This window comes from Ralstonia sp. 25mfcol4.1, assembly GCF_900104095.1.
Taxonomy (GTDB): Bacteria; Pseudomonadota; Gammaproteobacteria; order Burkholderiales; family Burkholderiaceae; genus Cupriavidus.
In genome coordinates this window covers 250,201-263,377 of record NZ_FNJO01000007.1, presented here as the reverse complement: position 1 = coordinate 263,377, position 13,177 = coordinate 250,201, and the positions used below count along the sequence as shown (strand labels likewise).

Sequence of the window (13,177 nt, the reverse complement as noted above, 5' to 3'; positions counted from 1 at the left end):
GGGCAGCCGCGCAGGCTAGCGCGAGTACGGTGGCGGCTCGTTCAGCACCGCCCAGAATACGCCCAGGTCGTTGATGGCGGCCATGAAGTCGTCGAACTCGACCGGCTTCACCACATAGGCATTCACGCCCAGGTCGTAGCTCCTGAGCAGGTCGCGTTCCTCGCGCGACGATGTCAGCATCACGACCGGCACGCGACGCAGACGGTCGTCGGCGCGCACCTCGCGCAGTACCTCGTGGCCATCCACCTTCGGCAGCTTCTTGTCCAGCAGGATCACCGCCGGATTCTCTTCCGGCCGATCGGCATAGGCGCCTTCGCGGCGCAGGAAATCCAGCGCCTCGGCACCGTCGCGCACCGACACCACCGGGTTGGCAAGGCGGGTTCTCTGCAGCGCGATCAATGTCAGCTCGATGTCGTCAGGATTGTCTTCCACCAGCAGGATCGGCCTCAGCACGCTCGTTCTCCAGGATTCTTGCATCTTTCAACACGGGCCGGTACGGCTGGCCCGACGACACGGCCGCCAGCCGGGCTGCCGCCTCGGCGGCCGTTTCATTGACACCCGCGGTGCCCTCCGGCACGAAATCGCGCGGCAGCGAAAACCAGATGGTGGCCCCGCGATCGATCTCGCCTTCGGCCCAGGCCTTGCCGCCGTGACGCTCGACAATGCGCCGCACGCTGGCCAGCCCGATGCCGGTGCCGGGAAATTCCTCCACGCGATGCAGGCGCTGGAACACGCCGAACAGCTTTTCGGCGTAGCGCATGTCGAAGCCCACACCGTTGTCGCGCACGAAGAACAGGTCCTGGCCTTCGAACGCTGCCTCGCCAGGCATCGTGCCCACCTCGACCATCGCGGCAGGGCCCTCGGCACCGACGCCGCGCGTGCCGGTGAATTTTATCGCGTTGGCGATCAGATTCCGCAGCACCACGTCCATCAGCACCGGATCCGCCGTCACGTGGCCGAGCCCGCCGACCTTGTATTGCAGGCGCCGCGTGCCAAGCTCCTTCGTTTCCTCGGCCAGCAGGCGCTCCGCCAGCACCCGCAGGTCCACGCGCTGCGGACGCAGGGCGGCGCGCCCCATCTGCGAGAACGCCAGCAGGTCATCCACGAGCTTGCCGCCGAAACGTGCCTGCGCAATGATGCGCTCGACAAAATGCCGGCCGCGGTCCGACAGCCGGTCCTGGTCCATCTCGCGCAGCAGATCGGCGAAACCGACGATATGACGGAGCGGCGCGCGCAGGTCATGCGACACAGAATACGAGAACCCTTCGAGCTCGCGGTTCACGCGGCCAAGCTCCAGCGCCAAATGGGCCAGTTCCTCGGCACGCCGCAGCACGATGCCCAGCAGCGCGCCGCGAAATTCGGTGGCAATCTCCAGTTCTGCCGCCCGCCACGGTTCGCTGCGGCCGCGCACCGTCTGCGTCCACACTTCGAAGCTCTCGCGCGGCGACAGCGACGCCGACAGGCCCGCCAGCTTGGCGCGCGGGTCGCCCGCCCAGCGGAGCGTACGCACCACCTCGGCCCGGAACCAGATCACGTAGTTGCGGAACATGCGCGACAGCGGCACCACCAGCATGCCGGCAGCCTCGGGGCCCACGCCTTGCGCGGCGGCATCGGTCCACTCGGCCGCAAGCTGGTCGGTGGCATAGACGTCTTCGCCGCGCGTGTCGAGCCACGCCAGCAGCCCTTCGATGGCCGCGTCGGTCGGGGCATCGCCGATCCGGACGATACGCCCCTCGAACACAGCCGCCGCGCCGGTGGCGCCCACCAGCGCCAGCAGGTCATCGGCATCGCCCGAGATGGCCTCGATGAAGTCGTCGGTATTGGCCATCGAGGCCAGCAGCCCGGTCTGCCGCCGGCGCAGCGCCAGGCGGTAGCTGGCCTCGTCGTGATCCTCCTTGGCTTCCACCTGCAGCGAGAGCACCTGTGCGATGTGCTCGCACGCCGTGCGCACTTCGAAAGACGGCACGCGTGCCGTGGCGTGATGGCAAGAAATCAGGCCCCATAACCGCCCGCGCACGACGATCGACATCGACATCGACGCCCAGGTCCCCATGTTCTTCATGTACTGCACGTGCACGGGCGAAATGCTGCGCAGCGATGCATAGGTCAGGTCGGTGGGCTGGCCCGTGGCGGGATGCAGCGTCGGCACCAGCGGGGCCGCCGCGTAGTCGGCATCGGCGATCAGGCGAATGCGGTTGCGCACGTACAGCGCGCGCGCCTGCGGTGGGATGTCCGAAGCCGGAAACCGCTGCCCCAGATAACTGGCGTAGCCGGCATCCATCGACTCGGCCAGCACATGGCCGTGCCCCTCGTCGTCGAACGCATACACCAAGGTGCGGCCGAAACCCGTGATGCGATGCACTTCTTCTGCGGCAAGGCGCGCCAGCCCCTGGACGTTAGCCACGTCCTGCAGGCTGTTGATGAAGGTCCGGACCAAGGGATAGATCGATGCGAAGACGTCGGCGGTGCCACGGGCAGGCTCGAATTCGACGATGCGCACGCCCTGCCAGATGTGGACGGTGATGGCCAGCGGCGAATACAACGCAGCCGCCGCGCCGTCGCGCACGCTGCGCGGATCCGCCACCGATCCGGCATAGAGCGGGATGCCTTCGGCTTTCAGGGTGGCCAGCGCATCGAGCGCCAGCGCGGCACCGTCACCGACAAGCGCCGCCAGCGGCTGGCCCAGCAACGGGTCGATCTCGCCGGGCGCCCTGCCAACCAACAACGCCGTATTGGCGCTGGCCTGCACGACATTGCCCACGTTGTCGACACTGACCAGAAAGCCATGCGGCTGGATGCCGCCAGGAATATGAATCGGTTCCTTGGCGCAACCCTCGGCCGCTGCCGCCGCCGTGGAATTGGAGTGGTGAACCATGCTTGCTCCGCCTTGAGGCATGGCGCCGATTTTGGCACAGGCACGCGCCCGGCGCCGGCTTTGTGCGGAATTGACAGCACATTGGGGCGCCGCCGGTAAAAACTGCAAGCGCCGTGGGCGGCGCCTAAGGCAGCCGCCCGCTCGGTGTCTACCCGCATTCGGCCGGCGTTATGTTGACAATCATAATCCGGTGACCTACAACTCCGTACACAAACAAAAACGATTTTGTAGACAATTTTGTCGTCACATCGAAATCAGTGATGACCTGCGCACGCACGCAAGGCCACCAACGGAGACCCGAAATGCCAGTGACAGCTTCGCCCGCCGTCGATACCATCGGCACGCACGCCCCCGAAAGCAACGCCGTGATCAAGCCAGGCTACGACGAGCGGCTGACCAATGAGGACCTTGCCCCGCTGCGCAAGCAGACCTGGGGCACGTACAACATTTTTGCGTTCTGGATGTCCGACGTGCACAGCGTGGGCGGCTACATCACCGCCGGCAGCCTGTTCGCGCTGGGGCTGTCCAGCTGGCAGGTGCTGGTGGCACTGCTCATCGGCATCCTGATCGTGCAGTTCTTCTGCAACCTGGTGGCCAAACCCAGCCAGCTCACCGGCACGCCCTATCCCGTCATCTGCCGCGCGTCGTTCGGCGTGCTGGGCGCCAATATCCCCGCCATCATCCGTGGCCTGATCGCCGTGGCCTGGTATGGCATACAGACCTACCTGGCCTCCAGCGCGTTCCTGGTGCTGGCGCTGCATTTCTTCCCGCAGCTGGCGCCCTACGCCGACCTGAAGCAGCATGGCTTTGCCGGGCTGTCCTCGCTGGGCTGGGCCGCCTTCATGACGCTCTGGGTGCTGCAGGCGCTGGTGTTCTGGACGGGCATGGAGACCATCCGCAAGTTCATCGACTGGGCCGGCCCCGCCGTGTACGTGGTGATGATCGCGCTCGCCATCTGGCTGATCAACAAGGCCGGCATCGAGAACGTCAATTTCACGCTGAGCTTCCTGAAGTACCAGGGCTGGGACTCGGTGCCCGTGATGCTCAGCGCCATCGCACTGGTGGTGTCGTACTTCTCGGGTCCGATGCTGAACTTCGGCGACTTCTCGCGCTACGCCAAGGACTTCCGGTCCGTGAAGCGCGGCAACTTCTGGGGCCTGCCGGTCAACTTCCTGGGCTTCTCGCTGCTGGTGGTGGTAACCACGTCGGCCACGCTGCCCGTGTTCGGCAAGCTGATCACCGACCCCGTGGAGACCGTCAGCCATATCGACAGCACCTTTGCGATGCTGCTGGGCGCGTTCACGTTCATGACCGCCACCATCGGCATCAACATCGTGGCCAACTTCGTGTCCCCGGCCTTCGACTTCTCGAACGTCTCGCCAAAGTACATCAGCTGGCGGACTGGCGGCATGATCGCGGCGGTGGCATCGATCTTCATCACGCCGTGGAACCTGTACAACCACCCGACGATGATCCACTACACGCTCGACGTGCTGGGCGCCTTCATCGGACCGCTGTTCGGCATCCTGATCTCCGACTTCTTTCTGGTGCGCCGCCAGCGCGTGGTGGTGGACGACCTCTACACGCTGCGCAAGACCGGCACCTACTGGTACCGCCGCGGCTACAACCCCACCGCCGTCGCCACCATGATCCCCTCGGCCATCGTCCCGGTGCTGTGCGTGGTGATTCCGTCGTGGCAGTGGCTGGCCAGCTACAGCTGGTTCATTGGCATGGGCATTGCTCTGGTGCTGTACCGCGCGCTCGCGCCGCGGCTGATGCCGGCCCACCTTGCCGATGCCCGCCAGGCCTGATTTCCCTGTGAACGACACCATGAAAATCAAGATCATCAATCCGAATACCACGCAGAGCATGACCGACAAGATCGGCCAGTGCGCCCGGGCCGTGGCCCACGGCGACACCCGCATCGTGGCGGTCAGTCCCCGCATGGGGCCGGCCTCGATCGAGAGCCACTACGACGAGGCGCTAAGCGTGCCGGGCATACTGGACGAAATCCTGATTGGCGAGCGCGAAGGCATCGACGGCTACGTGATCGCCTGCTTCGGCGACCCCGGCCTGTTCGCCGCGCGCGAACTGGCACGCGGGCCCGTGATCGGGGTAGCTGAAGCGGCCATGCATGCGGCAAGCTTCATCGGCACCAGCTTCAGCGTGGTCACGACGCTGTCGCGTACGTGCAATATCGCCTGGCACCTGGCCGAACGCTACGGCATGGCGCGATTCTGCCGCAACGTCCGCGCCAGCGACCTGCCCGTGCTGGACCTGGAAAAGCCGGGCTCCGACGCACGCCGCATCATCACCGAAGCGTGCCGCCAGGCGCTGGCCGAAGACCGCAGCGACTGCATCGTGCTGGGCTGCGCCGGCATGACCGACCTCTGCGACGAGATTGCCGACGCGATCGGCGCGCCCGTCATCGACGGCGTCACCTGCGCCGTGAAGATGGCCGAGGCGCTGGTCTCGGTACGTCTGGCCACCAGCAAGCGGGGGGATTGGGCGCGCCCGCTGCCCAAGGCCTACGCCGGGATGTTGTCGCATTACGCCCTGAACGCGTGATCCCGCCGCACCGGCCTGGTGCCATCCGGCCCGGTGCATCGCCATTTTTGTGTACGATATGCGTAATTTTTGTCTTCATTCGCTGCATCTGCAGCGGGATATCGTCCCCGACATGGCAACCCGACGCAAAAAATCCGCGGATTCCGAGCCGCCCGCCGCGCAGGATGGCGGCGAGCCCGCGGCGTCCGAAGCCGCCGAATCTTCCGTCAATGAAGGTATCTACCAGGATCTGCTGAACGCGATCATGGAGCATCGGCTGCTGGCCGGCACCAAGCTTGTGGAAGAGCGGCTGTGCGAGGTCACCGGCGCCAGCCGCGCCAGGATCCGACAGGTATTCGCCCGTCTGGCGCATGAGAAGCTCGTCACCCTGGTACCCAATCGCGGCGCGTTTATCTCCAGCCCCAGCATCGAGGAAGCGCGTCAGGTCTTCCAGGCGCGCCGGCTGGTGGAACCGGAGCTTGCCGGCCTGCTGGCCACCACGGCCAGTGCCACGCAGATCCGCAGCCTGCGCCGGCATATCAGGCAGGAAGACGACGCCCGCACGCGGGGCGACCGCGCCGCCGTGATCCGGCTGTCGGGCGAATTCCACATCGTGTTGGCCGAGATGGCCGGCAATGCGATCCTGGAAAAGCTGATTCGCGAGATGGTGTCGCTGACGTGCCTGATCATCACGCTGTATGACCGCCCCGGCGCACCGGCCTGCCCCGAGGACGAGCATCGCGTGCTGGTGGACGCCATCGAGCAGCGCAATGCCGCGCAGGCGCAGTCAGTGATGGCCGAGCACCTGGCCCATATCGAGGGCTCGCTGGACCTGACCGTGCGCGATACCGGCGCCCCCGATTTCTACAGCATCTTCAGCAAGGGCTGACCGCCCGCTCCGCTGCCCATGGACAAGCTGCTCGCTCTGAAGATGTACGTCGAGACCGTCGATGCGAAGGGCTTCTCGGCCGCCGCGCGACGCATGAACCTGGCCACCTCGTCGGTCACGCGCACGCTGGACGGCCTGGAGGCCTCGCTGGGTACGGTGCTGCTCAACCGTTCCACGCGGCAGGTCACGGTGACGGAGGCCGGCGCCAGCTACTACCAGCAGGCGCGCCGGATCCTCGAAGCCGTGGCCGAAGCCGATGCCTCGATCGCCGATCATGGGGACCAGCCCGTGGGACAGTTGCGCGTATCGCTGCCGGTGGCGTTCGGGCGCTGCTGCATTTCGCCCCATCTGGGCGCATGGCTGGCGCGCTATCCGCAGCTCGAACTCGATGTCGAACTGACCGACAGCATCGTCGACCTGCTTGGCGCCCGCGTGGATGTCTCCGTGCGGCTTGGCAGCGCGGCGGCCTATGACAACGTGATCGCGCGCGAGATCGGCCGGTTCCGCCGCCTGGTGGTGGCCAGCCCTGCCTGTCTCGACCAGCACGGCACGCCCGCCGAGCCGGCCGATCTGGTCAACCATCGCTGCCTGCGCTTCAGCTTTGGCGCGCGCGACCAGGTCTGGCGGTTCCGCCCCGAGGCCATTGACGGCGGCGAGGCCAGCGAGCCGATCACCGTGCCCATTGGCGGGCCGTTCCGCAGCAACAATATCGAAGTGTTGCGCGACATGGCGCTGGCCGGCAGCGGCATCGCCCTGCTGCCGGACTGGCTCGTCGATGCCGATATCGCGGCGGGCCGGCTGACCGTACTGTTCGACGACTGGTCGGTCACGCCGAACCAGTCCAGTTCGGTGGTCACCGCGCTTTACCTGCCAAGCCAGCGCGGCTCGCGGCGCATCGCGGCCTTTCTGGACTTCCTGGCGACGTTGCCCGGACCGACACGCCGGCGCGACTGATTACGCAGACAGATTTCGGTTTGGCCCGCTTTGCTTGCGGCGCAACGCTGAGTTGCGCCACATTGTGATTCCCGCAACGCCCCCGGGCGCCTACGCTCTGGACATCGCAACCCGATCTCCATCCAGAGCCATGCAAGTCCAAACTTCTCCCAATGCCGGCGCTTCCAGCGCCGCACCCATGTCCGGCACGCTGGTCGCGCTGTTCTCGCTATGCGCCGGCGTGCTGGTGGCCAACCTGTACTACGCCCAGCCGATCATCGAACTGATCGCGCCTGCCGTGGGCCTGTCCGCGCAGAGCGCCAGCGTGATCGTGTCGCTGACCCAGATCGGCTATGCCATCGGCCTGTTCTTTCTCGTGCCGCTGGCCGACCTGCTCGAAAACCGCCGGCTGCTGATGGTCAGCGGCGTGGCCGCGGCGGCCAGCCTGGTGGGCGCGGCGCTGTCTTCGCAACCGGGCGTGTTCCTGCTGGTGTCGCTGCTGCTGGGCCTGAGCTCGGTCAGCGTGCAGATCCTGATTCCGCTCGCGGCGCATCTGGCGCCCGAGGCGCTGCGCGGCCGTACCGTCGGCACCATCATGGGCGGCCTGCTGTCGGGCATCCTGCTGTCGCGGCCACTGTCGAGCATGGCGGCGCAGTGGTTCGGCTGGCGCGCGGTATTCTTCATCGCCGCCGCCATGACGCTGGGCACCGTGGCCATCATCGCGATGACGCTGCCGCGCCGCGTGCCCCAGCACCGTGCCAGCTACGGCAGCCTGCTGGCCTCGCTGTGGCACCTGTTCGCACGCTTCGCGGTGCTGCGCCAGCGCGCGCTGCTGCAAGCCCTGCTGTTTGCCGCGTTCAGCCTGTTCTGGACCGCCGCGCCGCTGGAACTGGCCGCGCGCTATGGGCTGTCGCAATCGCAGATCGGCCTGTTCGCCCTGGTGGGCGCGCTCGGCGCCGTGCCCGCGCCCATTGCCGGCCGCCTGGCCGACGCCGGCCACACCCGCGTGGCATCGTTCGCGGCGCTGATCGTCGCCGCGCTGGCGTTCGTCCCGGGCCTGATCCATGGCCACGCCGGCCTGTACGGCCTGGCACTGACCGGCATCGTGCTCGACTTCGCGGTGCAGATGAACATGGTGCTGGGCCAGCGTGCGGTCTACGCGCTCGATGCCCACAGCCGGGCGCGCCTGAACGCGCTGTACATGACCGCGATCTTCGCGGGCGGTGCGGCGGGCTCGGCCATCGCCAGCGCGCTGTACACGCATGCGGGCTGGCACGGCGTGGTGGCGGCAGGCAGCGGGCTGGCAGTCGTGGCGCTGGGCGCGCTGGCCGTCTCCGCCCGCCGCTGAGCGCGGGATTCCTCTGCGCCCCTGCGCCTCCGGTCCGCGTCCGGGGCAGTGGGCGCAGAGCCGTCAGCACCTGCGCAGACAGTGGCTTTGCAGTGGATCAGGCCTCAATTGAACTTTGCGCGGGCGTTTCATAGAATCCAGCGCGATGCCGTTCCGGCCGTGTTGCACGTCCCCTTGCAACCCCCGCGCGGAGATTGCCGATGAAAGCCGTGCTTGCCCACATCATGCGGAGAAAAGTGGCGTATGCGGACTTGCCGCTGTTCGTGCATATGCGCGACGAAAGCCTGCCCCCGCAGATCCGGCTCAGCTTCATGCGCGGCTTCGCGTTCTTCGTCATGGCCTTCGGCGACCTCAACCGCCACGTGCTGCGCCGGACGCCGCCACGCGACGCCTGGCAGGAACAGGTCAACCGTCATACCTTCGAAGACGACCATCACTGGCCGTGGTATCTGGAGGATTTCGAGACGCTCGGCTGGGATCGCGTCACCACCACCACCGACGCCATGCGCGAGCTCTGGAGCGACGATACCTGCCGCTGCCGCGTCCTGATGTACGACCTCTGCGCCATCGTGGCCGATGCCCACGGGCCCGAGCGCCTGGCCGTGATCGAAGCCATCGAGGAAACCGGCAATGTCCTGTTCTCGCTTACGACGCCGCTGGCAGACGCGCTCCAGGCACGCCTGGGCGCCGAACTGCGCTATCTGGGCGCTTACCACTTCGCGCTCGAATCCGGCCATATGCAGCACGCCGACCATCGGGCGCTGGCGGCCATCGCGCTGTCAGCCGCGCAGCGGCAGCACTGCGTGGCGCTGGTGGACAGGGTGTTCGACGCCTTCACCCTGTGGACGCACGAGGCCGACGACCAGATCCACCGGGCGGCTGCCCTTGCCGCCTAGCCGCCGTCGCGGCCGAATGCGCTGAACTGCTTCGCCAGGAAATCCACGAACAGCCGGATGCGCGAGGACAGCTGGTGCCGCTGCTGGTACACGGCGTAGATATTGGCTTCGGGCGTCGCATACTGCGGCAGCACCTGCACCAGCCGGCCGCTGCGCAGGTAGCGATCGACATCCCACTCCGCGCGCAGCACGATGCCGTGCCCCTCCAGCGCCCAGTTCACGGCGATCTCGCCGTCGTTGGTCGTCAGGTTGCCCCGCACGTGGATCGATTCGGCGCGCGCCTTCGCCCCCTTGACCGGCGCCAGCCGCCATACCCCGTAGGCGTCGCTGCCCTGCCGGATGCCGATGCAGTTGTGGCGCGGCAGTTCGCCCGGCGTCTGCGGCGTGCCGTGCTCGCGCAGGTAGCGCGGCGATGCGCACAGCAGCCGGCGGTTCGGTGCCAGCAGCCGTGCCACGATCCGCGCATCGGGCGGCTCGCCAAACCGCACGCAGACATCGAAAGCGTCCTCGGTCAGCGGCGGCGGATCGGCCGAAAGCTGCAACTGGACATCCACGTCCGGGTACATCCGGCTGTACTCGGAGATCACCGGCGCCACGTGCATGCGACCGAAGCCGAGCGTGGCGTTTACACGCAGCAGGCCGCTGGGCCGGCCCCGGGCACTGGTCAGCAGTTGCTCCAGGTCGTCCAGCTCGCCCAGGATGCGGCGCGCGTGCTCCAGCAGGACCTCGCCCTCCGGGGTCAGGCTCATGCGCCGTGTGGTGCGTGTGACCAGCGGCATGCCGATCCGCGTTTCCATCTGGCCGAGCCGCTTGCTGACCGCCGCCGTGGTGATGCCCAGATCCCGCGCCGCCGCGCTGAGGCTGCCGGCCGTCGCCAGGGCCGTGAAAAAGCCCAGCTCGGCCGGCTGGATCGCGCTGTTCGATGCCATGCCGCACCTTTAACCAGAAAGTTAAGAATGGTTTAACTTTAGTGCCGATCCAAAACTTCGTCCACCGTCCAGAATCGTTCCAACGCTCAACGCAGCGGTGTGCAGTGGTGAACCGATTCCCAGACCAGACAGGAGACGAAAGATGAAGACCTACAAGATCGCAACCATCCCGGGCGACGGCATTGGCAAGGAAGTGGTGCCCGCCGGCCGCGAAGTCATGGAAGCCCTGGCCGCCGCCGGCGGCGGCTTCCGCTTCGAGTTCGAGAACTTCGACTGGGGCGGCGACTACTACCGCCAGCACGGCGTGATGATGCCGGCCGACGGCCTCGACGCGCTGCGCGACAAGGACGCGATCCTGTTCGGCTCGGCCGGCGACAACCAGATTCCCGACCACATCACGCTCTGGGGCCTGCGCCTGAAGATCTGCCAGGGCTTCGACCAGTACGCCAACGTGCGCCCGACGCGCATCCTGCCCGGCATCGACGGCCCGCTCAAGCGTTGCGCGCCCGAAGACCTGAACTGGGTCATCGTGCGCGAGAACTCCGAGGGCGAATACTCGGGCGTGGGCGGCCGCGTCCATCAGGGCCATCCGATCGAGGCCGCCACCGATGTGTCGATGATGACCCGCGTCGGCGTGGAACGCATCCTGCGCTTCGCCTTCAGGCTGGCGCAATCGCGCCCCCGCAAGCAGCTGACCGTCATCACCAAGTCGAATGCCCAGCGCCATGCCATGGTGATGTGGGACGAGGTGGCCGTTCAGGTAGCCAAGGACTTCCCCGATGTCACGTGGGACAAGGAACTGGTCGATGCCGCCACCGCGCGCATGGTGAACCGCCCCAAGACGCTGGACACCATCGTCGCCACCAACCTGCACGCCGACATCCTGAGCGACCTGGCCGCCGCGCTGGCCGGCAGCCTGGGCATCGCCCCAACCGGCAATATCGACCCCGAACGCCGCTATCCATCGATGTTCGAGCCGATCCACGGCTCCGCGTTCGACATCATGGGCAAGGGCCTGGCCAACCCGGTGGGCACGTTCTGGTCGGTGGTCATGCTGCTGGAACACCTTGGCGAGAACGAGGCCGCGCAGCGCGTGATGGCCGCCATCGAGGCCGTGACAGCCAACCCGGCCCTGCACACGGGGGACCTGGGCGGCAAGGCAAAGACGATCGACGTCACCAAGGCCGTGTGCGACTTCCTGGCCGGGAACAAGCAGCCCAAGGCCGCGTAAAGCCCACCCTGAGCCCCCCGCGCCCGGCGGCATGCCGGGCTCCCAGCAGGCGCCCGCCGCACGCGTGCGCCTGCTCCCTTGCGGTGCAAGACAACGGCCACCAGAGCCCCGACCGCAGGCGAATCACCTCGAATCAGCAGGAGACAGCCATGATTCAAAGGCTATTGGGCAAGCTGTATGTGCAGGTATTGCTCGGCGTATCGGCCGGCATTGCGCTCGGCGTGTTCTACCCGGACCTCGGCAGCAGCCTCAAGCCATTCGGCGACGTGTTCATCAAGCTCATCAAGATGGTCTTCGCGCCGATCATCTTCGCCACCGTGGTGCTGGGCATCGCGCGCATGGAGAACATGAAGGAACTGGGCCGCGTCGGCGTGCGTGCCCTGCTCTATTTCGAAGTGCTGTCCACGTTCGCGCTGGCCCTGGGCCTGATCGTCGTGAACGTGGTGCAACCGGGTGCGGGCATGAACGTCGACCCCGCGCACCTCGACGCCAAGGCCATCGCCGCCTACACCCATGCTGCCGAAAAGCCCCACTCGTTCATCGACTTCCTGCTGAACATGGTGCCCACCAGCGTGATCGATGCGCTGGCCCGCAACGACATCCTCCAGATCCTGGTCTTCGCCACGCTGTTCGGCATCGCGCTGTCGCATATCGGCCCGCGCGCCCGGCCGGTGGTCGATTTCCTGGATTCGTTCACGCACGGCATCTTCTCGGTGGTCGGCATGATCATGCGCCTGGCCCCGCTGGCGGCCTTCGGCGCCATGGCCTTCACGGTGGGCAAGTACGGACTGGGCTCGGTGGTATCGCTGGGCAAGCTGATGGCCACGATGTACCTCACGTGCCTGCTGTTCGTGGTCATCGTGCTGGGCGGCGTGGCGCGGATGTCGGGCTTCAACTTGTGGAAATTCCTGCGCTTTATCCGCGACGAGCTGTTCACGGTGCTGGGCACCAGTTCGTCGGAATCGGTGGTGCCGCAGTTGATGCGCAAGCTGGAGAACGCGGGCGTGTCGAAGCCGGTGGTGGGCCTGGTGGTGCCGTCCGGCCTGACGTTCAACCCCGACGGCCAGTGCATCTACTACACGATGGCCGCCATCTTCATCGCCCAGGCCACCAACACCCCGCTGACGCTGACCGACCAGCTCGTGGTGCTGGGCGTGCTGCTGCTGACGTCGAAGGGATCAGCTGGCGTGACCGGCTCGGGCTTCATCACGCTTGCGGCGACGCTGGCTTCGATGGGCAAGATTCCGGTGGCCGGCATGGTGCTGCTGCTCGGCGTGGACCGCTTCATGTCCGAGGCCCGCGCCATCACCAACACCATCGGCAACGCCGTGGGCACGCTGGCCATCGCCCGATGGGTGGGCGCCATCGACCAGCAGCGGCTTGACGACGCACTCGACGGCAAGCTGCAGGACGACCCGGAGGTGCTGGCCGATCCGGACCCGACTGCCGCGCCGGCCCCTGCGCCGTCGATCGGCACGCATCTGACCCGCGCCGCCAATGCCCACGCCAGCCTGATGCACTGAGAGAGA

General features: G+C 66.8%; 11 protein-coding genes. 8 read left to right on the top strand and 3 right to left on the bottom strand.

Annotation, left to right across the window (positions count from 1 at the left end):
- Positions 1 to 15: 15 nt before the first annotated feature.
- Positions 16 to 453 (bottom strand): response regulator, encoded by a 438-nt coding sequence (locus BLQ58_RS14965; RefSeq protein ID WP_092599293.1) that lies wholly within the window; start codon positions 451 to 453, stop codon positions 16 to 18.
- On the bottom strand, positions 416 to 2,875 hold the full coding sequence (locus BLQ58_RS14960; protein ID WP_092599290.1) for an ATP-binding protein: 2,460 nt from the start codon (positions 2,873 to 2,875) through the stop codon (positions 416 to 418). Before BLQ58_RS14960 ends, BLQ58_RS14965 begins: the two co-directional genes overlap by 38 nt.
- A 302-nt stretch (positions 2,876 to 3,177) precedes the next feature.
- Between BLQ58_RS14960 and BLQ58_RS14955 the strand changes: the two genes are divergently transcribed.
- From BLQ58_RS14955 to BLQ58_RS14930, 6 genes are all read left to right on the top strand, one after another.
- The gene (locus BLQ58_RS14955; protein WP_092599287.1) at positions 3,178 to 4,686 is read left to right on the top strand and encodes an NCS1 family nucleobase:cation symporter-1; all 1,509 of its coding nucleotides are present in this window, start codon (positions 3,178 to 3,180) and stop codon (positions 4,684 to 4,686) included.
- 19 nt (positions 4,687 to 4,705) lie between these two features.
- Positions 4,706 to 5,443, top strand: coding sequence for an aspartate/glutamate racemase family protein (locus BLQ58_RS14950; protein ID WP_092599524.1), 738 nt, complete (start codon positions 4,706 to 4,708; stop codon positions 5,441 to 5,443).
- Between the two features lie 112 nt (positions 5,444 to 5,555).
- Positions 5,556 to 6,311: a GntR family transcriptional regulator gene (locus BLQ58_RS14945; protein ID WP_254775957.1), complete on the top strand. Its 756-nt coding sequence runs from the start codon at positions 5,556 to 5,558 to the stop codon at positions 6,309 to 6,311.
- Between the two features lie 18 nt (positions 6,312 to 6,329).
- Positions 6,330 to 7,265: a LysR family transcriptional regulator gene (locus BLQ58_RS14940; RefSeq protein WP_092599281.1), complete on the top strand. Its 936-nt coding sequence runs from the start codon at positions 6,330 to 6,332 to the stop codon at positions 7,263 to 7,265.
- Between the two features lie 130 nt (positions 7,266 to 7,395).
- Complete coding sequence (locus BLQ58_RS14935; protein WP_217636009.1) at positions 7,396 to 8,592, top strand: MFS transporter; 1,197 nt, start codon at positions 7,396 to 7,398, stop codon at positions 8,590 to 8,592.
- A gap of 200 nt (positions 8,593 to 8,792) precedes the next feature.
- Complete coding sequence (locus tag BLQ58_RS14930) at positions 8,793 to 9,488, top strand: hypothetical protein (protein WP_092599275.1); 696 nt, start codon at positions 8,793 to 8,795, stop codon at positions 9,486 to 9,488.
- On the opposite strand, the gene BLQ58_RS14925 is transcribed toward BLQ58_RS14930, so the two are convergent.
- Positions 9,485 to 10,417, bottom strand: a complete 933-nt coding sequence (locus tag BLQ58_RS14925; protein WP_092599272.1) for a LysR family transcriptional regulator — start codon at positions 10,415 to 10,417, stop codon at positions 9,485 to 9,487. The two genes, BLQ58_RS14930 and BLQ58_RS14925, sit on opposite strands and share 4 nt — an antisense overlap.
- Positions 10,418 to 10,559: 142 nt before the next feature.
- On the opposite strand from BLQ58_RS14925, the gene BLQ58_RS14920 reads away from it, so the two are divergent.
- Positions 10,560 to 11,648, top strand: coding sequence for a tartrate dehydrogenase (locus BLQ58_RS14920; RefSeq protein WP_092599269.1), 1,089 nt, complete (start codon positions 10,560 to 10,562; stop codon positions 11,646 to 11,648).
- Positions 11,649 to 11,797: 149 nt separating this feature from the next.
- Positions 11,798 to 13,171 (top strand): dicarboxylate/amino acid:cation symporter, encoded by a 1,374-nt coding sequence (locus BLQ58_RS14915; RefSeq protein ID WP_092599266.1) that lies wholly within the window; start codon positions 11,798 to 11,800, stop codon positions 13,169 to 13,171.
- Positions 13,172 to 13,177: the final 6 nt, after the last annotated feature.